The sequence below is a fragment of the Mycolicibacterium sp. XJ1819 genome (genome assembly GCF_053483675.1).
The window spans coordinates 145,100-165,862 of record NZ_JBEFST010000008.1; the positions used below are offsets into that span (position 1 = coordinate 145,100).

17 protein-coding genes are annotated in these 20,763 nt (G+C 68.1%); 4 read left to right on the forward strand and 13 right to left on the reverse strand.

Features of this window, described 5'->3' with window-relative positions; all coding sequences use genetic code 11:
* Nucleotides 1–16: 16 nt before the first annotated feature.
* Entirely contained in the window at nucleotides 17–457 is a 441-nt protein-coding gene (locus ABQE89_RS10705; protein ID WP_448416301.1) for a nitroreductase family deazaflavin-dependent oxidoreductase, read from the reverse strand.
* A 99-nt stretch (nucleotides 458–556) separates the two neighbouring features.
* On the opposite strand from ABQE89_RS10705, the gene ABQE89_RS10710 reads away from it, so the two are divergent.
* The 4 genes from ABQE89_RS10710 (at nucleotide 557) to ABQE89_RS10725 (ending at nucleotide 4,819) form a co-directional block, all read left to right on the forward strand.
* Nucleotides 557–751 carry a hypothetical protein gene (locus ABQE89_RS10710; RefSeq protein WP_448416302.1) on the forward strand — a complete coding sequence of 65 codons (195 nt, stop codon included), beginning with the start codon at nucleotides 557–559 and terminating at the stop codon, nucleotides 749–751.
* Nucleotides 752–815: 64 nt separating this feature from the next.
* A complete protein-coding gene (locus ABQE89_RS10715) occupies nucleotides 816–2,192 on the forward strand; it encodes a WS/DGAT/MGAT family O-acyltransferase (RefSeq protein ID WP_448416303.1) in 1,377 nt (458 codons plus the stop codon).
* A gap of 4 nt (nucleotides 2,193–2,196) precedes the next feature.
* On the forward strand, nucleotides 2,197–3,180 hold the full coding sequence (locus tag ABQE89_RS10720) for an Acg family FMN-binding oxidoreductase (protein WP_448416304.1): 984 nt from the start codon (nucleotides 2,197–2,199) through the stop codon (nucleotides 3,178–3,180).
* Nucleotides 3,181–3,199: 19 nt separating this feature from the next.
* Nucleotides 3,200–4,819 carry a sensor histidine kinase gene (locus ABQE89_RS10725; protein ID WP_448416385.1) on the forward strand — a complete coding sequence of 540 codons (1,620 nt, stop codon included), beginning with the start codon at nucleotides 3,200–3,202 and terminating at the stop codon, nucleotides 4,817–4,819.
* A gap of 21 nt (nucleotides 4,820–4,840) precedes the next feature.
* On the opposite strand, the gene ABQE89_RS10730 is transcribed toward ABQE89_RS10725, so the two are convergent.
* From ABQE89_RS10730 to ABQE89_RS10785, 12 genes are all read right to left on the reverse strand, one after another.
* Nucleotides 4,841–5,833, reverse strand: a complete 993-nt coding sequence (locus tag ABQE89_RS10730; protein ID WP_448416305.1) for an Acg family FMN-binding oxidoreductase — start codon at nucleotides 5,831–5,833, stop codon at nucleotides 4,841–4,843.
* Between the two features lie 45 nt (nucleotides 5,834–5,878).
* Nucleotides 5,879–6,610: a respiratory nitrate reductase subunit gamma gene (gene narI / locus ABQE89_RS10735; protein WP_448416306.1), complete on the reverse strand. Its 732-nt coding sequence runs from the start codon at nucleotides 6,608–6,610 to the stop codon at nucleotides 5,879–5,881.
* Nucleotide 6,611: 1 nt separating this feature from the next.
* Nucleotides 6,612–7,256, reverse strand: coding sequence for a nitrate reductase molybdenum cofactor assembly chaperone (narJ, locus tag ABQE89_RS10740; RefSeq protein WP_448416307.1), 645 nt, complete (start codon nucleotides 7,254–7,256; stop codon nucleotides 6,612–6,614).
* Entirely contained in the window at nucleotides 7,253–8,908 is a 1,656-nt protein-coding gene (gene narH, locus ABQE89_RS10745; protein ID WP_448416308.1) for a nitrate reductase subunit beta, read from the reverse strand. Before narH ends, narJ begins: the two co-directional genes overlap by 4 nt.
* Before the next feature lie 2 nt (nucleotides 8,909–8,910).
* Nucleotides 8,911–12,591, reverse strand: a complete 3,681-nt coding sequence (locus ABQE89_RS10750; protein WP_448416309.1) for a nitrate reductase subunit alpha — start codon at nucleotides 12,589–12,591, stop codon at nucleotides 8,911–8,913.
* The gene (locus tag ABQE89_RS10755; RefSeq protein WP_448416310.1) at nucleotides 12,588–13,808 is read right to left on the reverse strand and encodes a nitrate/nitrite transporter; all 1,221 of its coding nucleotides are present in this window, start codon (nucleotides 13,806–13,808) and stop codon (nucleotides 12,588–12,590) included. Before ABQE89_RS10755 ends, ABQE89_RS10750 begins: the two co-directional genes overlap by 4 nt.
* A gap of 101 nt (nucleotides 13,809–13,909) precedes the next feature.
* Entirely contained in the window at nucleotides 13,910–14,311 is a 402-nt protein-coding gene (locus ABQE89_RS10760) for an SRPBCC family protein (protein ID WP_448416311.1), read from the reverse strand.
* Nucleotides 14,312–14,315: 4 nt separating this feature from the next.
* On the reverse strand, nucleotides 14,316–17,849 hold the full coding sequence (dnaE, locus tag ABQE89_RS10765; RefSeq protein WP_448416312.1) for a DNA polymerase III subunit alpha: 3,534 nt from the start codon (nucleotides 17,847–17,849) through the stop codon (nucleotides 14,316–14,318).
* Nucleotides 17,850–17,943: 94 nt separating this feature from the next.
* A complete protein-coding gene (locus ABQE89_RS10770; RefSeq protein WP_448416313.1) occupies nucleotides 17,944–18,108 on the reverse strand; it encodes a hypothetical protein in 165 nt (54 codons plus the stop codon).
* Nucleotides 18,109–18,155: 47 nt separating this feature from the next.
* Complete coding sequence (locus ABQE89_RS10775) at nucleotides 18,156–18,881, reverse strand: TetR/AcrR family transcriptional regulator (protein ID WP_448416314.1); 726 nt, start codon at nucleotides 18,879–18,881, stop codon at nucleotides 18,156–18,158.
* Nucleotides 18,882–18,967: 86 nt separating this feature from the next.
* Entirely contained in the window at nucleotides 18,968–19,846 is an 879-nt protein-coding gene (gene rarD / locus ABQE89_RS10780; protein WP_448416315.1) for an EamA family transporter RarD, read from the reverse strand.
* Nucleotides 19,843–20,754 (reverse strand): RluA family pseudouridine synthase, encoded by a 912-nt coding sequence (locus ABQE89_RS10785; RefSeq protein ID WP_448416386.1) that lies wholly within the window; start codon nucleotides 20,752–20,754, stop codon nucleotides 19,843–19,845. The genes rarD and ABQE89_RS10785 overlap by 4 nt, the downstream gene beginning before the upstream one ends.
* Between the last annotated feature and the right edge of the window lie 9 nt (nucleotides 20,755–20,763).

A 20,763-nucleotide genomic window follows, 5' to 3' on the forward strand; every position in this document is an offset into this window, starting at 1 on the left:
TGCCACCAACCTGCGCTTATCGGCTAATCGGGGTCAGCACGAAGACCGGAATCCGACGGTCGGTCTTGTTCTGGTAGTCGGCGTAGTCGGGCCAGGCGGCCACCGCGCGCTGCCACCACAGCGCCCTCTCGTCACCGACCGCCTCACGCGCTCGGTACTCCTTGGTGACCGCGCCGTCCTGCAGTTCGACCTGCGGGTTCGCCACGATGTTGTGGTACCAGACCGGGTTCTTGGGCGCTCCGCCCAACGACGCGACGACCGCGTACTCTCCGTCGTGTTCGACCCGCATCAGCGGGGTCTTGCGGAGCTTTCCGGTCTTGGCCCCGACGGTGGTCAACAGCACGATCGGTTTGCCCTTCATGTCGACGCCCTCGGTGCTTCCGGCCGCCATGATCTTGTCGGCGTGTTCGCGTACCCAGTCCCACGGGCTCGGCTCATACTCTCCAGATAACGCCATGTGACCAGCTTAGGTGCGGCGGGTCGGCGCTCAAAAGTCCGCACCCCTCACGCAGAGTTTCGGCTGGCCGAAACTTAAGTTGCGAGTTATGCTGAACCCATGACTGTGCGGGACGAAGTGCGCATCGCCGGGGTGCCCTGGCCGGTGTACAAGCTGCTTGCCCTCGCGGTCGCTTTCATCGTGCTCGTGATCGTGGCCGTCGCCACGGTCAGTGCGGCGCCGGCGGTGCTGGCCGCCGCGGCCGCGGGTACCGTCGTCTGGCTCGGGCTGGGCGCATTTCACGACCGCTCCTAAAGTCCCCCGCACCGGTGACCAACGGCCCTCGTGTCAGGGCGGTGCGCCGGCGGACCCTCAGAGCATGGAGCAATTGTCCGTACTCGACGCGGGGTTCCTTCACGCAGAGGATTCCGACCGGCATGTGAGCCTGGCCATCGGGGCCGTCGCGGTGCTCGCCGGACCGATGCCCGACTTCGACACGCTCGTCGAAAGCCTGGCCGACCGGATCGTGGCCATCCCGCGCCTGCGGCAGGTGCTGCGCACCCAACCGCTGGACCTGGGCGCGCCGAAATGGGTCGACGACCCGAACCTGGATCTCACCCACCACATCCGGCGTGCGGCGCTGCCCCGCCCGGGCGACGACGACGCCCTGTTCCGCTGGGTGGCCGACGTGATGGAACGCCGCTTGGACCGCGACCGCCCACTGTGGGAGTGCTGGATCGTCGACGGACTACCGCAGAACCGGTGGGCGATCCTGATGAAGATCCACCACTGCGTCGCCGACGGCGTCGCGGCCACTCACCTGCTGGCCAAGCTGTGCGACGACGGGATCGGCGACACGATCGGCGCCGCGCCCGGCGCCACCGGCCGGGCGTCCGGCGCCGGGCGGTGGTTACCCGCGCTGAATCTCAACCCGGTGGACTGGGTCGTTACCGCGTGGCGCACGGTGCAGGGCGCCGCCGAGATCGCGGGTGGGCTGCTGCGTCCGGCCGCCTCCTGGCTCACCGGGCCGGTCACCGCGATGCGGCGCTACACCGCCGTGGAAGTGGCCCGCGAGGATGTCGACGCGATCTGTGAGCGGTTCGAGGTCACCGTCAACGACGTCGCGCTGGCGGCCATCACCGACAGCTTCCGCACGATGCTGCTGAGACGCGGTGAACAACCGCAACCCACGTCGCTTCGCACGCTGGTGCCGGTGTCGGTCCGCGCCGACGACGACGCGGACCGCACCGACAACCGTGTCTCGGTGATGCTGCCGTATCTGCCGGTCGAAAAATCCGACCCGATCCAACAGTTGCGTACCGTGCACGACCGAATGACCAGGGCCAAGTCCGGCGGGCAACGACAGGCAGGCAACATCGTCACCTCGGCGGCCAACGCGATCCCGTTCGCGTTGACCGCGTGGGCAGTTCGGGCACTGACCCGCCTACCGCAGCGCGGCGTGGTCACCCTGGCGACCAACGTGCCAGGCCCCCGCAAACGCATGTACGTGCTGGGCCGCGAGGTCGTGCGCCTGCTGCCGGTGCCGCCCCTGGCACTTCAGTTGCGCACCGGTATCGCGATTCTGAGTTACGCGGACCACCTCGTGTTCGGCATCGTCGGCGACTACGACGCAACGCCCGACGTCAACGATTTGGCGCGCGGCATCGAACGCGCGATCGGGCGGCTGACGGCGATCTGCTCCGGCCCGTGGCGCTCCACCCCGGTGGGAACACTCGCGCTGGTGCAAGGCGGTTGACGTCGTGACGACCGGGCCGACAGACACCGATGTGATCACCACGGCGGTGGAGTTGGCCTGCCGGGCCCCCTCCCTGCACAACAGCCAGCCGTGGCGGTGGGTTGCCACCGCCACGGGAGTGGAATTGCTCGCCGACCCGCACCGCGTCGTGCGCTCCGCCGACGACGCGGGGCGTGAGGCGCTCATCAGCTGCGGTGCCGCCCTGCATCACTTCTGCATCGCGATGGCCGCGGCGGGCTTCGACACCGACGTCGAGCTGTTTCCCGACGCCGAGCGCAGTGACCATATCGCGTCGATCAGACTGACTGCGCTGCAACGTGTTCCGCAGGGTGCGGGCCAGCGGGTCGACGCGATACTTCGTCGGCGCACCGACCGGCTGCCGTTTCGCGCCCCACCCGACTGGGAGTCGTTCGAAGAGGTACTGGCCGACCTGGTCGACGGTGATCTGATGCTCGACGTGCTCGATGCGGACGCTCGCGCCCGGCTGGTCGGCGCCGCCAGGCTGGTGGAGTCGCTGCGCCGCGACGACGACTTCTACCACCGTGAACTTCAGTGGTGGACAGCGCCGTTTCGGCTCTCCGAGGGGGTGCCGTCGGACGCGCTGGTGTCGGACTCCGAACGGCAACGGGTGCCGACCAACCGCAACTTCCGTCCCTCCGGGCACGCCGACCGTAGGCCCACCACGGCGCAGGACGAAGCGAAGATCCTGGTGTTGACCTCCGCGAGCGATACCCGCGAGGCGGCCGTCGAGTGCGGTGTCGCGCTTTCGCGGGTGCTACTCGAATGCACCGTCGCCGGGTTCACCACATGCACGGTCACCCATGTCACCGAGATGGCGCAGGGCCGCGAGATCGTCGGTGAGCTCACCGGGCGCGGCGGGATGCCTCAGGTGCTGATCCGCGTCGGGTCCGCGCCCTCGATCGAGGAGGTCTCGGCCCCGACTCCGCGGCGACCGGTACGCGAGGTGTTGCGTTGGGTGCGACGATGAGACCGTGACCGACCGGGACATGACGGGTGCGGCGCCGACCGGACGCCAACTGCGCCTTCGCGACGGTCTGGTCGACGCCATGCTCGTGGTCACCTCCGGGCTGGACCTGGACGCGACCCTGCGCACCATCGTGCGCACCGCCATCGACCTCGTCGACGCCCGCTATGGTGCGCTGGACGTGCGCGGCGAAGGCCACCATCTGGTGGAGTTCGTCTACGAGGGCATCGACGACGCGATGCGTGAACTGATCGGTCACCTGCCCGAGGGCCGTGGGGTGCTCGGTGTGCTCATCGACGATCCCAAGCCCATTCGGCTCGACGACATCCGATCGCACCCGGCCTCGGTCGGGTTCCCGCCGAATCACCCGCCGATGCGGACCTTTCTGGGCGTTCCCGTGCGCACCCGCGACGAAGTGTTCGGCAACCTGTACCTGTGCGACAAGGCCGACGGCCGCCCGTTCGGCGAGGACGACGAGGTGCTCGTGGAGGCGCTGGCCGCGGCGGCCGGCGTCGCGATCGACAACGCGCGCCTGTACGCGCAGTCGCGGACCCGGCAGTCCTGGATCGCGGCGACCCGCGACATCGCCACCGAGATGCTCTCAGGCGCCGACCCGGCGAAGGTCTTCCGGTTGATCGCAAACGAGGCAGTGACGCTGACCGGCGCGTCCGCCGCGGTCGTGGCCGTACCGTCCGACGTCGACGCGGCCACCTCCGAAATTTCCGAGCTGGTGGTGACCGCCACGGCGGGCGAACTACCCGAATCTGTCAGCGCCGCGACGATTCCACTGGCCGGCACCGCGGTCGGGCGGGCCTTTACCGACCGCACCCCCCAGCGACTCGAGAGCATCGACATAGGTCTGCGCACCGGGACCGGGCCCGCGCTGCTGGTTCCGCTGCGCGCCACCGACACGGTCGCGGGCGTCTTGATCGCGGTCCGGCCCGACGGCGCGTATCCGTTCACCGCGGACCAACTCGACATGACCGCGACGTTCGCCGACCAGGCCACGCTGGCCTGGCAGCTGGCCTCGTCGCAACGCCGGATGCGTGAACTCGACATCCTCACCGACCGCGACCGGATCGCCCGCGACCTCCACGACCACGTCATCCAGCGGCTCTTCGCCGTCGGACTGGCCCTGCAGGGCACAATCCCACGGGCTCGGGAAGGCGCCGTCCAACAACGTCTTTCGGATTGTATCGACGATCTGCAGGAGGTCATCGAGGAGATCCGCACCGCGATCTTCGACCTGCACCACACCCAGGCGGGCACGACAAGGCTGCGCCAACGACTCGACGAGGCCGTCGCGCAGTTCTCCACCCCCGGACTGCGCACCACCGTCCAGTACGTCGGACCGCTGTCGGTGATCAATCCGACCCTCGCCGATCACGCAGAGGCCGTGGTGCGCGAGGCGGTGAGCAACGCCGTGCGGCATTCCGGCGCCACCACGTTGACGGTCACCGTGAAGGTCGAGGACGATCTGTGGATCGAGGTGGTCGACAACGGGTGCGGTATGCCGGCCGACGTCACCGTCAGCGGCCTGGCCAATCTGCGCCGCCGGGCCGAGGAGGTCGGCGGTGAACTGAACCTCGCCGACACCGCGGACGGCGGGACGACGCTGCGCTGGTCGGCACCGCTCGGCTGACCCCTCGAGGCGAAACCCCGGTCAGCCGAACGGCGTTCCGTCCAGGTATGTGACCACCTCCGAGAGCGGGCGGCGCGGTGTGGACGGCAGCGGGTCGGCATTCACCGGCGCCCACCCGACCCGCATCATCATCTGCGGGTAACCGCTGACCCCGAACACGTCCTCGCGCACGGCTTCGCGGGTCTCGGCGATCTCCAGCGGTTCGGTGACCGGACAACTCGACAACCCGAGCGCGGTCGCGGTGAGCAGCACCAGGCTGGTCGCCTCGCCCGCCCGCAGCCGCGCCAACGTGTCGTCCTTGGCGGTCCCGAGGGCGAGCACCACCGCGTTGTCGTCGCCGGGCTCAGAGTCCGGTGGTTGGTCCAGCGCCGCGCCGGCGAACACCCGTCCGGGCAGCGGCGCGGTCGGGTCACTCGGGGGAATGTTCCGCGCCGGGACGCCGGACACCGATCCGTACCTCCCGCTCCACGCGGTCAGCTCGGACAGGTACTCGTGGTCGGTCGCGTGCCGGCGTACCGCCGCCGCCACGATGTGCTGCAGTCTCGGCAGCGACTCGACGCGACGCAGCATCACCCCGGCCCGCGCCGCACGCGCACCCATCAGCGTGATGTCTGCCGCGGGCACCGGCCACCAGCTGTAGATCCGCCGGTCCGTGCGGCGACGCGGAATCGCCGCCGCCAAGGTGATGTCGAGGTCGGTGGTGGGGTGGCGAGTCACCTCGATGCTGGCGAGGTGCTCGGGTTGCAGCGGGTTGGGCAGCCGGTGGATCTTGGCCTGCCAGCCCAGCGCGGCCAGCGCCACCTCTGCGTGATGCAGCGAAGCGCCACAGCTCAACAGCAGGTCGCGCCCGTCCGGGTCAGTGTTGGGTAGCTGCCTGCCGGGGTCGGCGTACAACTGCAGGCTGGCCTCGCCCACCTTCCACCGCCACGGCTGAGAGTTGTGTATCGACGGCGCCCGGCTGGCCAGTGACAACACCGTGTCGATCGTGCGACGGTCCGGGAAGCGAGCGCTCATATGTCCACCATCGCGCCCCGAACCGAGCCCGGCTAGAGACGAAAGTCACCAACCCCTGCGGTGCGGGCGCGAACCGACGAGATCGCCCTGTTCCGCGACGTCGCGGCTGCGGTAGACGATGTAGGGCCGGAACAGGTAGCCGATGGGCGCGCTGAACACGTGCACCAGCCGGGTGAACGGCCACAGGCAGAACAGCACCAGCGCGATCGTCACGTGGATCTGGAACCACGCCGGCGCCTGCACCATGAGATCTCCCCGCGGCTGCAACATCCAGATGGACCGGAACCACGGTGACACGGTTTCGCGGTAGTTGTGCTCGGCGCCGACCGGGGTGGCGCCGATCAGCGTGCACGACAGCCCCGCCACGATCGCCATCACCAGCACCAGGTACATCACCTTGTCGTTGACGGTGGTGGCCATGAACACCGGGCCGGTGGTACGGCGCCGATACACCAGCAGCGCGATACCGGTCAGCGTCGTGACGCCCGCGATGCCGCCGAGGATCAACGCCTGGACGTGGTACGCGTGCTCGCTCAGACCGACCGCGTCGGTCCAGGATTGGGGTATGACCAGCCCGATCACGTGGCCGACGATGACGACCAGGATGCCGAAGTGGAACATCGGGCTGCCGATGCGCAGCAGCCGCGACTCGTAAAGCTGCGAGGACCGGGTGGTCCAGCCGAACTTGTCGTAGCGGTACCGCCACCACGTCCCGACGGCGACCACCGCCAGCGCCACGTAGGGCACCACATCCCAGTAGATCTCCAACCCGGACATCTCAGTGCCCTCCTTCCGTCCGGCGTGGCGGCATGGTCAGCGTAAAAGGTTGCAGACCAACGGCTTCGGCAGGCGGTCCCTCGACGGCCAGTCGCTGCGCGCGAGCCACCTCCGCGCTGGCGGCGGCGGGCAGCGTCGCCAGCACAGCCCCGACGGTGTGCGCATAGGGTGACTCCACCTCGCACAGCGCCCGATACAGCACGTCCAGGGGCACCCGGTGCTCGACCAGCAACCCGCGGCCGCGGTCGGTGTCGACGGTCGCGGCGAACTCCAGCACCACCGGCAGGTGATCGGGTGCCTCGTCGCGCGGTGGCGTCACGCCCGCGTCCCGATACGCTTGCGCGAACGCCAACATCGCCGCACCCCGATTGCGGGTGTCGCCCGCGGTCCAGTAGGTCAGGTACATGGTGCAGCGCCTGCGCAGGTCGAAAATGGCAACGTAGTCCTGCGCGGCGCGCATCGGGTCCATCGCCCGCAACGCGGCGACGGTACGCGAAAGCTGCTCGCCCGCAGCGTGGTCCAGATGCTGCAGCAGTTCCTCGGCGGTCGCGAGTCGCTCGGCGGCTGGGTAGCTCAGCAGCAGCGACGCGCACTGCCACACCAACCGGTCGCCCAGCGCCGTGCGCTTTCGCTTGAGCACCTTCACTGGTCGTCCCCGTTGCGCGGGAACATGCCGCGCGGGGTGCCACGGCCGTCCCAGTTGAGCAGATTGACCCGCGAGGGTCGCGCCTCGTTGGCGGCCATCCCGCCCGAGGTCTGCCGGTGTTGCAAGGCGTGGAAGGTCTCGACCGCCACCGGCACCGGGTCGCCGCTGGCCTCGCCGAACGGCCCGGACTCGTACATGCCGGGACCGCCGTCGAAGTCCAGCGAGCAACCCGTCTCCTCCACCGAACCCGGTACGGTCGCGGCGTAGGCGGTCGGAATCACGTACCGTTCCTCGTATTTCGCCAACGCCAGCAGCCGGTACATGTTGTAGACCTGCTCCTCGGTCATCCCGACGGCTTCGGGAATGTGCGGTTGGGTCTCGCGACCGAGGTTGATGTCGCGCATGTACGACCGCATCGCGGCCAACCGCCGCAGCACCCCCTCGACCACAGTGGTGTCGCCCGCGGTGAACAGCCCGGCCAGGTATTCGATCGGGATGCGCAGCGACTGCAGCGCGCCGAACAGGTTGCCCAGTTCCTCACCGTCGTGCCCGTCTCGAGCCACCGCGTCGACCACCGGCGACAACGGCGGGATGTACCAGACCATCGGCATGGTCCGGTATTCCGGATGCAGCGGCAGCGCCACCTGATACTCGTGGATGAGCGCGTAGATCGGTGAGCGCTGCGCGGCCTCGATCCACTCGTCGGAGATGCCTTCGGCGCGCGCACCCGCGATCACCTGCGGATCGTTCGGGTCCAAAATGATGGACTTCTGCGCCTCGTAGAGGTCGGTCTCGTCTTCCACCGACGCCGCGGCGGTCACCGCGTCGACGTCGTAGAGCACCAACCCGATGTAGCGCAACCGCCCGACACAGGTCTCCGAACACACCGTCGGCAACCCCACCTCGACCCGCGGATAACAGAACGTGCACTTCTCGGCCTTGCCGGTCTTGTGGTTGAAATACACCTTCTTGTAGGGACATCCGGACACACACATCCGCCAACCGCGGCAGCGGTCCTGATCGACCAGCACGATGCCGTCCTCGGCGCGCTTGTACAGCGCCCCCGACGGGCACGACGCCACACACGACGGGTTGAGGCAGTGCTCGCAGATGCGCGGCAGATAGAACATGAACGTCTGCTCGAGTTCCAGCTTCACCTGTTCGCTGACCCGCTCGAGCACCGGATCGCCCGGCACGATCTCGGGCGAACCGCCGAGGTCGTCGTCCCAGTTCGCCGACCACTCGATGGTCATCGGCTCACCGCTGATCAGGCTGCGCGGCGGCGCGGTCGGCATCTGGTCGCCCAGTGGAGCGGACAACAGGTTCTCGTAATCGTAGGTCCACGGCTCGTAGTAATCCGACATGCTCGGCATCTTCGGATTGGCGAAGATGCGGGACAGCTTGGAGAACCGCCCGCCGTCACGAAGCCGCAACCGGCCCTTGCGGTCCCGGATCCAGCCGCCTCGCCACCGTTCCTGATCCTGATACGTCCGGGGATAGCCCTGCCCTGGGCGGGTTTCGACGTTGTTGAACCAGACGTACTCGGTGCCGGGCCGGTTGGTCCAGGCCTGCTTGCACGTCACCGAGCAGGTGTGGCAGCCGATGCATTTGTCGAGGTTCATCACCATCGCCAGTTGCGCCATGACCTTCATCGTCAGAACACCACTTCCTGGCTGCGCCTGCGCACCACCGTGACCTCGTCACGCTGATTGCCGGTCGGGCCCAGATAGTTGAACGCAAACGCGTTCTGCGCATAACCGCCGGCCATGTGACTGGGCTTGATCAACAACCGGGTCAGGGAGTTGTGGATGCCACCGCGCTTGCCGGTGGTCTCCGACAGCGGCACGTCGATGGTGCGCTCCTGGACGTGGTAGACGAACACCACCCCTTCGGGCATCCGGTGGCTGACGATGGCGCGGCACACCAGCACCCCGTTGCGGTTCACCGCTTCGACCCAGTCGTTGTCGCGGACATCGATCTTGGTTGCGTCGGCCGGGCTCATCCACATCGTCGGCCCGCCGCGCGACAGCGACAGCATCAGCAGATTGTCCTGATACTCCGAGTGAATCGACCATTTCGAGTGCGGGGTCAGATAGCGCACCGTCAGGCCCACCCCGTCGCGGTGGCCGACGGCCTGGTCACCGAACAACCGGCCCATGTCCAGCGGCGGCCGGTAGATCGGCAACTGTTCGCCGAGTTCCTCCAGCCAGTCGTGGTCCAGGTAGAAGTGCATCCGCCCGGTGAGGGTGTGAAAGGGCTTGAGATGTTCGATGTTCACGGTGAAGGGGGCATACCGTCGCCCGCCGGTCTCACTGCCCGACCACTCCGGGCTGGTGATGACCGGGACGGGCCGAGCCTGGGTGTCGGCGAACGTGATACGGCGTTCCTCACTGCCCTCGGCCAGGTGCGCCAGCCGCTGACCGGTGCGCTTCTCCAGTTCGCGGAAACCTTCCACGGCGAGCCGGCCGTTGGAGGTCCCCGACAGCGCCAGGATCACCTCGGCCATCCGGGCTGCGGTGGTGATCGCCGGCCGCCCGGCGGCCGCGCCGCTGCTCATCACCCCGAACGTCTTGGCCAGCTCGGCGGCTTCCTGCACCGGCCGGGTGGTGATGCCCTTGGTGGTGACGCCCAGCTCCTCGACGAGGGGTCCCAGCGTGGCCCATTCGTCGGCGATCGCGGTGTAGTCGCGTTCGACCACCGCCAGCGGCCCCATGGTCTTGCCGGGCACCGGCACCTCGCCGGTGACCCGCCAATCCCGCTCGACCCCACCGGGATAGGCCATCGCCCCCGGCGTATCGTGCTGAAGCGCACCGAGCACGACATCGGTGCGGGCGCCCAGATGCTTGGTGGCCAACGCGGTGAATGCGCGGGCGATCGCGCCGAATGCCTCGTAGTCCGAACGGGTTTCCCACGGCGGGTCGATCGCGGGGGTGAACGCGTGCACATACGGGTGCATGTCGGTGCTGGACAAATCGTGCTTCTCATACCAGGTGGCCGCAGGCAGCACCACATCCGAGAGCAGGGTGGTCGAGGTCATCCGGAAGTCGATCGACATCAGCAGGTCGAGCTTGCCCTCGGGCACGTCGTCCGACCAGGTGATGTCGTTGGGCCGCAGGTCTTCCGGTGCCGGGTCGGCCTGCAGGTTGGAGTCGGTGCCCAGCAGGTGACGCAGGAAGTACTCGTTGCCCTTGCTCGACGAACCCAGCAGGTTCGAGCGCCACACGCTGAGCACCCGCGGCCAGTTGCGCGGGTTGTCCGGATCGGTGACGGCCAATTTCAGCTCGCCCGAGGCCAATTGCTCGGCCACATAGGCCGGGATCGGCCGGCCTGCGGCCTTGGCGTCGTCGGCGACGTCCAGGCTGGACCTGTCGAACTGCGGGTAGAACGGATTCCAGCCCATCGCCGTCGACGCCGCCAACACGTCCATGGTGTGCTTGCCGCGGAACCGGCCGCGCCCGGTCGGACTGGCCAGCGCGTCGGCGCGGTAGCGGTCGTAGTTCCACTGGTTGGTGTGCACATACCAGTACGAGGTACCGGGCATCTGCCGCGGGGGCCTGACCCAGTCGGTGGCCATCGCCATCGTCGCCCACCCGGTGACCGGCCGGCACTTCTCCTGGCCGACGTAATGCGCCCAGCCGCCGCCGTTGCGGCCCATGGACCCGGTCAGCAGCAGCATCGCCAGCACCGCGCGGTAGGTCGCGTCACCGTGGAACCACTGGCAGATGCCCGCGCCCATGATGATCATCGAGCGGCCACCGGACTCCTGTGCGTTGCGGGCGAACTCGGTGGCGATCCGGATCGCCTGCGCTGCAGAGACTCCGGTGATCTGCTCCTGCCACGCCGGGGTGTAGGGCCGGGTCGCGTCGTCGTAGCCGGTCGGCCAGTCCCCCGGCAACCCCGGCCTCGCGACGCCGTAGTTGGCCAACATGAGGTCGAAGACCGTGCACACCCGGTGCTCGCCGACCCGGCGCACGGGCACACCGCGGATCAACGTCTCGCCGCTGCCCTCGGGGTTGTCGAAGGACGGCAGCCTGATCTCCGCGGTCGGCCCGTCCTCGGTGCGCACCGTCAGCGCGGGCACCAGGTCACCGAGGTCGAGGTTCCACTTGCCGACGCCGTCCTCGCCGTAGCGGAAACCCAACGAGCCGTGCGGCACCGCGACCGTATCGGTGGCGCCGTCCAGCAGCACCGGTTTGAACGCGGCGTTGTCCACCTGCTGGCCGAGATCCTCGGCGGTGAGCATCTTTCCGGGCACCAGCGCACCGTCGCGCTCTTCGAGTTTGACCAGAAACGGCAGGTCGGTGTACTGACGCACATAATCGACGAAGAACGGCACGCGTTGGCGGACAAAGAATTCCGACAGGATCACGTGACCCATCGCCATCGCCAGCGCACCGTCGGTACCCGCCGCGCACGGCATCCATTCGTCGGCGAACTTGGTGTTGTCGGCGTAGTCGGGACTGATCGCGACGACCTTGGTGCCGCGGTAGCGCACCTCGGCCATCCAGTGCGCGTCGGGGGTTCGGGTGACCGGGACGTTGGAGCCCCACATCATCAGGTACGCCGCATCCCACCAGTCCCCGGACTCGGGCACGTCGGTCTGATCGCCGAACACCTGCGGTGAGGCCACCGGCAGATCGGCGTACCAGTCGTAGAACGACGTCATCACCCCGCCGAGCAGTTCGACGAACCGCGACCCGGCCGCGAACGACACCATCGACATCGCCGGAATCGGCGAGAACCCCGCGACCCGGTCCGGCCCGTAGGTCTTGATGGTGTGCACGTGTGCCGCGGCGATCATCTCGGTGGCCTCGGCCCAGGTGATCCGCACCAGCCCGCCCATCCCGCGGGCCCGTTGGTAGCGGCGGCGACGCTCGGGGTCGGCCTGGATGTCGGCCCAGGCCAACACCGGATCGGTCAACCGCGCCTTGGCCTCCCGGTACATCTCGACCAGCACCCCGCGGGCATACGGATAGCGCACCCGGGTCGGTGAGTAGGTGTACCAGGAGAACGCCGCCCCGCGCGGGCAGCCGCGTGGCTCGTATTCGGGGCGGTCCGGGCCCACCGACGGGTAGTCGGTCTCCTGTGTCTCCCAGGTGATGATGCCGTCCTTGACGTAGACCTTCCACGAGCACGACCCGGTGCAGTTGACGCCGTGGGTGGAGCGCACCACCTTGTCGTGGCTCCACCGGTCGCGGTAGAACACATCGCCTTCCCGGCCGCCCCGGCGGTGCACGGCGCGCCCGTCCCCGGAGCTTTCGCCGGGCGTGAAGAACCGGCCGCTGCGCTGCAGCAGGTCCTCGACTGAGCCACCGGTGCGCGGGGGGCTGGTCACGGCGACGCCTCCTTGGGGTCGGGTTCGCGGGCGTGCAACCGCAGAACGGTGTAGCCGAGCGCGATCAGCGCGGTGGCCACCAACAGCGAGAGCCCGACGCTGAAATCGTTTTCGACCTGGTCGTAGGTGGCCCCCATGACCAGCGGCGGGAAATAGCCGCCGAGCCCGCCGAACGCGGCGACGATGCCGGTGACCGCGCCCACCGACGTCGCCGGCGCGCGGCGTGCCACCCAGGCGAACACCCCGCCGGTGCCGATGCCGAGGAAGATCGCCAGGGTGATGAACGTCGCCGCCGACCAGACGTCCGGCGGGGGCTGGAAGATCGCGACGAAGGCCGCCACCGCGGTGCCCGCGAAGGACACCACCACCACGTGCTTGGGCGCGAAGCGGTCGGCCAGTGCGCCCCCGACGGGCCTGGCCAGCACCGCGGCCAGCGCAAACCCGGCGGTGCGGGCGCCCGCGTCGACGGCGGAGAAATCGTAGATCGCCCTGATGTAGGTCGGCAGATAGTTGCTGAACGCCACGAAGCCGCCGAACACCACCGCGTAGAGGAACGACATCTCCCAGGTGACACGCAATTTCGCGGCCGCGCGCAGCTTGGGCACCACCGCATCGGTGTTGGGCACGAAGTGCGGCGAGTCGTGCAGGGCGAACACGCACAGCGCGGCCGTCACCGCCAGCGCGATCGCGATGATGACGTGGGTGCTGAACAGCCCGAACCAGTTGACGAACCGGGGCGTGAAGAACGCCGAGAGAGCGGTGCCGACCATCCCCATGCCGAACACGCCGGTGGCGAAGCCGCGGCGGGAGGCGGCATACCAGTGGTTGGCGAACGGGATGCCCACGGCGAACACGGTGCCCGCGATGCCCAGGAAGAAGCCGAACACCAGCAGCATCGGATAGGACCCCGCCGATCCCGCGGCGCCGACGGCCAGCACCGGCACGATCGAGGCCAGCGTCACCGCGATGAACATCACCCGTCCGCCGTAGCGGTCGGTCAGCGGCCCCACCGCGATCCGCCCCAGCGCCCCGACCAGGATCGGGGTGGCCACCAGAACCGACGCTTCGGTGCTGCTCAGCGACATGTCGCCGGCGTAGGTGGTGGACAGCGGGCCGATCATGTTCCAGGCCCAGAAGTTGATGGCGGAGACCCAGGTGGCCAGCGCCAGATTCCACCCCTGCCGTGCGCCGGTGTCCGGCGAAGTCGCCGCGTTCACACCCCTACACAACCATCACGGCGCAAAATTGGCCGGACTTTTGGCCGAAACCGCACTGTCGAAAGTTGGCGAATTCCAACCGTGTTCGCCGTGCGTCGGGGTCAGCGCTGCAGCAGCCGCCGCAACGTCTGCAGATCCGCGGCGACCGCCGCCGCATCGGCCTCGAACTCGGTGTCGGTCATCCCTGGCCGTCTACGCAGCGTGAACACCACCTCGCAGCGGGCCTCACCCACACCGGCGGGCACCACCCGCAGCGGGTTGTACACCGTCTCACCCGAGGGTAGCCGCACCACGTGATCGAGCACGCCGAACTCGTTGGTCGGGGAGAACTCGACGACCACCTGCCCCATCGGCGAGTCGGCGACCCAACCGTCGGCGCTTTGGCGCAGGCCGCCCTCGGCCAGGCCGGCCGCCCACTGCGGCCAGCTCTGCGGATCGGCCGCGAACGCGTAGACCACCTCGGGTGCGGCGTCGACCCACACGCTCAGATGCCGCGACTCCATGCGGCTAACCCCCCAGACAACCCGGGCCGAGCAGTGCCTTGAGGTCGCCCATCAGCGCCGAGGAGGGCGTCACGCGCAGCGAGGCGTCCAACTCGAGCGTGGTGATGCGCTCTCCACTGATCAGCCGCAGGTGTACCTGCGCGGTGCCGGGATGGCGGGCGAGCACCTGTTTGAGCGCGGTCACCTTGTCCACCGTGCACTGCCGCGTCGGCAGGCTGACCGCCAACGGACGGTTCACCTGGGCGTTCGAGAAGTCAGGCACCACAAGCTCGTTGGCGATCAGCGAGATCCGGTCGTCCCGGATCGCCACCCTGGCCCCGATCAGCACCACTGCGTCGTCGGCGATCTCGGCGCCGAACGTGGAATAGGTCTGCGGGAAGAACAACACCTCGATGCCACCGGTGAGGTCCTCCAACTGCGCTGACGCCCAAGGCAACCCGTTCTTGTTGACTCGCCGGTTGACCGAGGCCAAGATGCCGCCCACGCGCACCTGGGTGTCGTTGGCGACATCGCCGTCGAGAATGGCCGGGATCGCGGTGTCGACCTGGGCGGCGAGCAGATGCGCGATGCCGTTGAGTGGATGCCCGGACACGTACAGTCCCAGCATCTCGCGTTCCAGCGCCAGTTTGTGCTTGTCGTCCCACTCCTCGTCGGGCACCTTGATCGAGAACACCGCGTCGGTGGCGGTGTCGGCGCCACCGAACAGGTCGAACTGACCCATCGCCTCGGCCTTCTTGGTTCCCAGCACCGACTCCACGGCGTCGCTGTGCACCAGGAACAGACCCTTGCGGGGATGGCCGAGCGAGTCGAACGCGCCGGCCTTGATCAGCGATTCCGTCACTTTCTTGTTGCAGGCCGCGATGTCGATCTTGTTCAGGTAGTCGGAGAAGTCGACGTACTTGCCCTTCTCCGTGCGGGTGTTGATCAGGGAGGTGACGACATTGGCGCCGACGTTGCGCACGCCGCCCAGGCCGTAGCGGATGTCCTCGCCGACCGAGGCGAAGTTCATCGCGGATTCGTTGACATCCGGCGGCAACACGGTGATGCCGAGCCTGCGGCAGTCGGAGAGGTAGACCGCCGCCTTGTCCTTGTCGTCGCGGACCGAGGTGAGCAGGCCGGCCATGTACTCGGCGGGATAGTTGGCCTTCAGGTACGCCGTCCAGTACGACACCAGACCGTAACCGGCGGCGTGCGACTTGTTGAACGCGTAGTCGGCGAACGGCAGCACCGTGTCCCACAGTGCCTTGATCGCGGCGGCGGAAAACCCGTTGGCCTTCATACCTTCCGAGAAGCCCTCGTACTCCTTGTCGAGCACCTCGCGCTTCTTCTTGCCCATCGCCTTGCGCAGAATGTCTGCTCGGGCCAGGGAGTAACCTGCCACCTTCTGCGCGATGCGCATGATCTGCTCTTGATAGACGATCAGGCCGTAGGTCTCCGAGAGGATCTCCTCGAGCGGTTCGGCCAACTCGGGATGGATCGGCTTGATCGCCTGCCGGCCGTTCTTGCGGTCGGCGTAGTCGTTGTGCGAGTTCTGCCCCATCGGGCCCGGCCGGTAGAGCGCGATCACCGCGACGACGTCCTCGAACCGGGTGGGCTGCATGCGGCGCAGCAGGTCGCGCATGGGCCCACCGTCGAGCTGGAACACGCCCAGCGTGTCACCGCGGCCCAGCAACTCGTAGGTGGTGGTGTCGTCGAGCGGCACCGACTCGAGATCGAGGTCAATTCCCCTGTTCGCCCTGATGTTCTCGATCGCGTCGCCGATGATCGTCAGGTTGCGCAGGCCCAGGAAGTCCATCTTCAGCAGGCCGATGGCCTCACACGACGGATAGTCCCAGCCGGTGATGATCGCGCCGTCCTGCGGCCGCTTCCACAGCGGGATGGCCTCGGTGAGCGGCTCGCTGCTCATGATCACCGCGCAGGCGTGCACACCGGCGTTGCGGATCAACCCCTCCAGCCCGAGCGCGGTCTCGTAGATCGTCCGCACGTCGGGGTCGGTGTCGATCAAACCGCGCACCTCGGCGGCTTCCTTGTAGCGTTCGTGGCTCGGGTCGGTGATCCCCGACAGCGGGATGTCCTTGGCCATGATCGGCGGCGGCAACGCCTTGGCGATACGGTCGGCGATCGCGAACCCGGGCTGGCCGTAGTTGATGCGCGCCGAATCCTTCAGCGCCGCCTTGGTTTTGATGGTGCCGAAGGTGATCACCTGCGCGACGCGGTCGTGGCCCCACTTGTCGGCGGCGTAGCGGACCATCTCCCCGCGGCGGCGGTCATCGAAGTCGATGTCGATGTCGGGCATCGAGGCGCGCTCGGGGTTGAGGAACCGCTCGAAGAGCAGTCCGTGCTCGATCGGGTCGATGTCGGTGATCCGCAGCGCGTAGGCCACCAGTGACCCGGCCGCCGAACCGCGGCCGGGCCCGACCCGGATGTCCACCGAGCGCGCATAGTTCACCAGGTCGGCGACGATGAGGAAGTAGGACGGATAGCCCTTGCCGCAGATGACGTCGATCTCGTAGCTCGCGCGTTCGACGTACTGGTCGGGCACTCCCTGCGGGAACCGGCGGGCCAGGCCCGCGTCGACCTCGTGGCGCAGCCACGACCCCTGGTCGTGTCCGTCGGGCACCGGGTACACCGGCATCCGGTCGCGTGGCTCCCACACCTCGGCGTAGGGCTGCACCCGCTCGGCGATCAACAACGTGGCGTCGCAGGCGCCCGGGATGCTGTCGTCGAAGATCGCCCGCATCTCGTCGGCGGATTTCAGGTAGTAACCGTCTCCGTCGAATTTGAACCGGGTGGGATCCGACAGCGTCTTGCCGGTCTGCACACACAACAGCGCTTCGTGGTTGTGGGCACCGTCGCGGGTGACGTAATGGCAGTCATTGGTGGCCAGCGGCGGAATGCCGAGCTTTCGGCCGATGTCGAGCAGTCCGTCGCGGACCCGGCGTTCGATGTCTAGGCCGTGGTCCATCACCTCGAGGAAGAAGTTCTCCGGCCCGAAGATCTCGCGCCACTTGGCGGCCGACTCCAGGGCCTCCCGGTCGTGGCCCAGCCGCAGCCGGGTCTGCACCTCGCCCGACGGGCAGCCGGTGGTGGCGATGATGCCCGCGGCGTTCTCGGCGATGATCTCGGCGTCCATTCGCGACCATTTGCCGAGCTGACCCTCGAACGAGGCCAGCGAGGACAGCTTGAAGAGGTTGCGCAGCCCGGTGGCGTTCTCGGCGACCATGGTGAGGTGGGTGTAGGACCCGCTGCCCGAGACGTCGTCGCCCTTCTGGCTCGGGTCACCCCACTGGATGCGCCGGGTGTCGAACCGGGACGCCGGGGCGATGTAGGCCTCGACGCCGATGATCGGCTTGATCCCGGCGTTGGTGGCGCTGTTGTAGAACTCGCTGGCGCCGAACATGTTTCCGTGGTCGGTCATGCCGATCGCGGGCATCTCCAGCCGCTGCGCCTCGGCCAGCATCGGGGTGATCTTGGCGGCGCCGTCCAGCATCGAGTACTCGGTGTGGTTGTGAAGGTGCACAAAAGACGAACCGCTCATAGGAGGGCAAGTCTATGGCCGAGCACCGACAGCTCTCGGCGTGTCGCGGTGCGTGTCTGATGTCGGGGTCGGATCGGGCTGTGACCAGGCGCGCTTATCGGCGTTCTGCAACCGCCGCCGGCTCGGGTTCGGACCGCTTCGCGTGCGGTCGCGCCGACCTGTTGATCAGCGTCACCAGCGGCGGCTGCCACCCCAGTTGGGCGGCGACTCCCGCCGCCATCAACAAGGCAACCATCGCCGCGAACCAGATGCCGTTCATACCTGCACGCTATTGGCCGACGGGGGGTCGAGGAATCGGGTGTTTCCCTATATCGCGTCGGAAACCGCGTCGGGACGAGCCAGCCGAGACACCCTGGGCCAGTCGGCGGCTGTCTCCGTGCGCGTGCAGGTGCCGGTGGGCAGGGGCGGGCCGAGCACCACCGGCGACGCCTGCTCCCGCGGCGGCGAATCCAGCAATCCGCGCGTGAGGATCTGGTGAAGTTGCTTGGCAATGGAAACAACGGTTTCTTGCGGATGCACGAAACCCGCGAAGAAACCCACCCCCCAGAACACCGCGAAAAGCATGTTCACCACGGCAGACGCGTCCACATCCTCGGGCAGTTCGCCCCGCGCGACCGCGTCGTCGATCATCCACCCGTAGAACCCCAGCACCGCCTCGGCGGCCGGTGTGTTGGCGCCGCGCATCCCCGGGTTGCGGTGCAGTTCAAGCCGCGAGGCGAGGATGAACCGCATCATCGAGCGGTCCGACAAATCCATCCGACGCGCGACCGCGACGAACGTGCCGAGCTGGGTCAGCAGCGTCTTCTCCCGGCGGGCCTGCGCAATGCAGTCGGAGACAAAGGCATACGCCTCCTTCTGGAGGCTGTCGTAGACCTGTTCTTTGGTGTGGAAGTAGTAGTGCATGGTCGGTCGGCTGAAGCCGGCGCGCTGCGCGATGGCCTGGAACGTCGCGGCCTCATACCCGCGTTCGTTGATCACTTCCCGCGCCGCCCGCAGGATGTTCGCCCGGGTTTCGGCCGAATCGGACCCCACCGGGCGACCCCGTCCACGACCACCCCCGAGGGGCGGCACTCTGCTCGCCACGAGCAAACGCTATGGCATTGCTGACAGGAGGTCAACTAGCGGTTCTGTGCAAACATCCGGGTACGTCGCAACGCGTCCACGCTGAACACCGCCAGCGCCACCCAGATCAACCCGAAACCCAGCCAGCGCGCGGGTGGCATCGGCTCGTTGCCGACCGCCACCCCCCAGGTCAGTTGCATCACCGGCGTCAGATAGAACAGCAGGCCCAGCGTCACGAGCGGTAACCGCTGAGCCGCCGCGCCGAAGAACAACAGCGGCAGCGCGGTGATCACCCCGCAGAACACCAGCAACGCGACGTGGGCCTGACCGTGGCCGGTGAAGGTGCCGTGCCCGCCGCCCTGCAGTACCGCGATGTAGGTCAGCGCCACCGGCGTCGCCACGGCCGCCTCGATTCCGACGCTGACCCGCGGATCCGTCGGCACCACCTTCTTGACCGCCCCGTAGAGCCCGAACGAGAACGCCAGCCCCAGACCGATGATTGGTGGCGCGCCGACCTCGACCGTGAGCACCACCACCGCGACCGCGGCCACGACGAGCGCGGCGAGCTGGGCGCGGTTGAGTCGCTCGCGGAAGAGCACCAGCCCCAGCATCACGGTCACCAGCGGGTTGATGAAGTAGCCGAGGGCGGCGTCGACGACATGGCCGTTGTTGACCGCGTAGATGTAGATACCCCAGTTCGCCGAGATCAGCGCCGACGCGCACACCAGCAGCAGCCACACCCGCGGGGTGATCGCCCGGATGTCGCCGAGCCGGCGCGCCACCATGAGCACCACCGCCATGAACAGGCACGTCCACACGATCCGGTGGGCCAGCACCTCGACGGCGCTCGCCGGTTTCAGCAGCGGGAAGAAGGCGGGGAAGGTACCCCACATCGCATAGGCGCCGACGCCGAAAAGCAGCCCACTTCTCGTCACAGCTCGTCGCGCAACACGTCGAGAGCGTCCTGCAGATCGGCCGAATAGGGGCTGGTGATCTCGATGCGCCGCCCGTCGGCGGGATGGGCGAAGGCCAACGACCTGGCGTGCAGCCACTGACGTTGCAGGCCAAGCCGTTTCGCCAGGGTGGGGTCGGCGCCGTAGGTCAGGTCTCCGACGCAGGGATGGTGCAGCGCCGCGAAGTGCACGCGGATCTGGTGGGTCCGCCCGGTCTCCAACTCGATGTCGAGCAGGCTGGCCGCCCGGTGCGCCTCGAGGGTGTCGTAGTGGGTGATGCTGTGCCTGCCGGTCTCGGTGACCGCGAACTTCCAGTCGTGGCCGCGGTGACGGCCGATCGGCGCGTCGATGGTGCCGGACGACGGGTCCGGATGGCCTTGTACCAGCGCGTGATAGCGCTTCTCGACGGTGCGCTGCTTGAACGCCCGTTTGAGCACGGTGTACGCGCGCTCGGACAACGCCACCACCATCACCCCCGAGGTGCCCACGTCGAGGCGGTGCACGATGCCCTGACGTTCGTGGATGCCCGACGTGCTGATGCGGAAACCCGCGGCGGCCAACCCGCCGAGCACCGTCGGACCGCTCCAGCCGACGGTGGCGTGGGCGGCCACCCCCGGCGGCTTGTCCACCGCCACGATGTCGGCATCGGAATACAGTATCGCCATACCCTCGATGTCGACAGGCGTATTCTCAACGGGCGCAGGCGCTTCCGGCAGCCGCACTTCCAGCCACGCGCCCGCGGTCAGCTTGTCGGCCTTGCCGACCCTGGCGCCGTCGAGGTCGACGCCGCCCTCCTCGGCCAGCGCCGCGGCCGCCGTGCGGGACAACCCCAGCAGGCGGGCCAGGCCGGCGTCGACACGCATCCCCGCCAGGCCCTCGGGCACCGGCATCACGCGCGT

Excerpts from the sequence above, each read along its gene's own strand:
- ABQE89_RS10705 (WP_448416301.1), bottom strand. The coding sequence starts at position 457 with ATGGCGTTATCTGGAGAGTATGAGCCGAGCCCGTGGGACTGGGTACGC.
- ABQE89_RS10710 (WP_448416302.1), top strand. The coding sequence starts at position 557 with ATGACTGTGCGGGACGAAGTGCGCATCGCCGGGGTGCCCTGGCCGGTG.
- ABQE89_RS10715 (WP_448416303.1), top strand. The coding sequence starts at position 816 with ATGGAGCAATTGTCCGTACTCGACGCGGGGTTCCTTCACGCAGAGGAT.
- ABQE89_RS10725 (WP_448416385.1), top strand. The coding sequence starts at position 3,200 with ATGACGGGTGCGGCGCCGACCGGACGCCAACTGCGCCTTCGCGACGGT.
- ABQE89_RS10730 (WP_448416305.1), bottom strand. The coding sequence starts at position 5,833 with ATGAGCGCTCGCTTCCCGGACCGTCGCACGATCGACACGGTGTTGTCA.
- narI (WP_448416306.1), bottom strand. The coding sequence starts at position 6,610 with ATGTCCGGGTTGGAGATCTACTGGGATGTGGTGCCCTACGTGGCGCTG.
- narH (WP_448416308.1), bottom strand. The coding sequence starts at position 8,908 with ATGAAGGTCATGGCGCAACTGGCGATGGTGATGAACCTCGACAAATGC.
- ABQE89_RS10760 (WP_448416311.1), bottom strand. The coding sequence starts at position 14,311 with ATGGAGTCGCGGCATCTGAGCGTGTGGGTCGACGCCGCACCCGAGGTG.
- dnaE (WP_448416312.1), bottom strand. The coding sequence starts at position 17,849 with ATGAGCGGTTCGTCTTTTGTGCACCTTCACAACCACACCGAGTACTCG.
- ABQE89_RS10770 (WP_448416313.1), bottom strand. The coding sequence starts at position 18,108 with ATGAACGGCATCTGGTTCGCGGCGATGGTTGCCTTGTTGATGGCGGCG.
- ABQE89_RS10785 (WP_448416386.1), bottom strand. The coding sequence starts at position 20,754 with ATGCCGGTGCCCGAGGGCCTGGCGGGGATGCGTGTCGACGCCGGCCTG.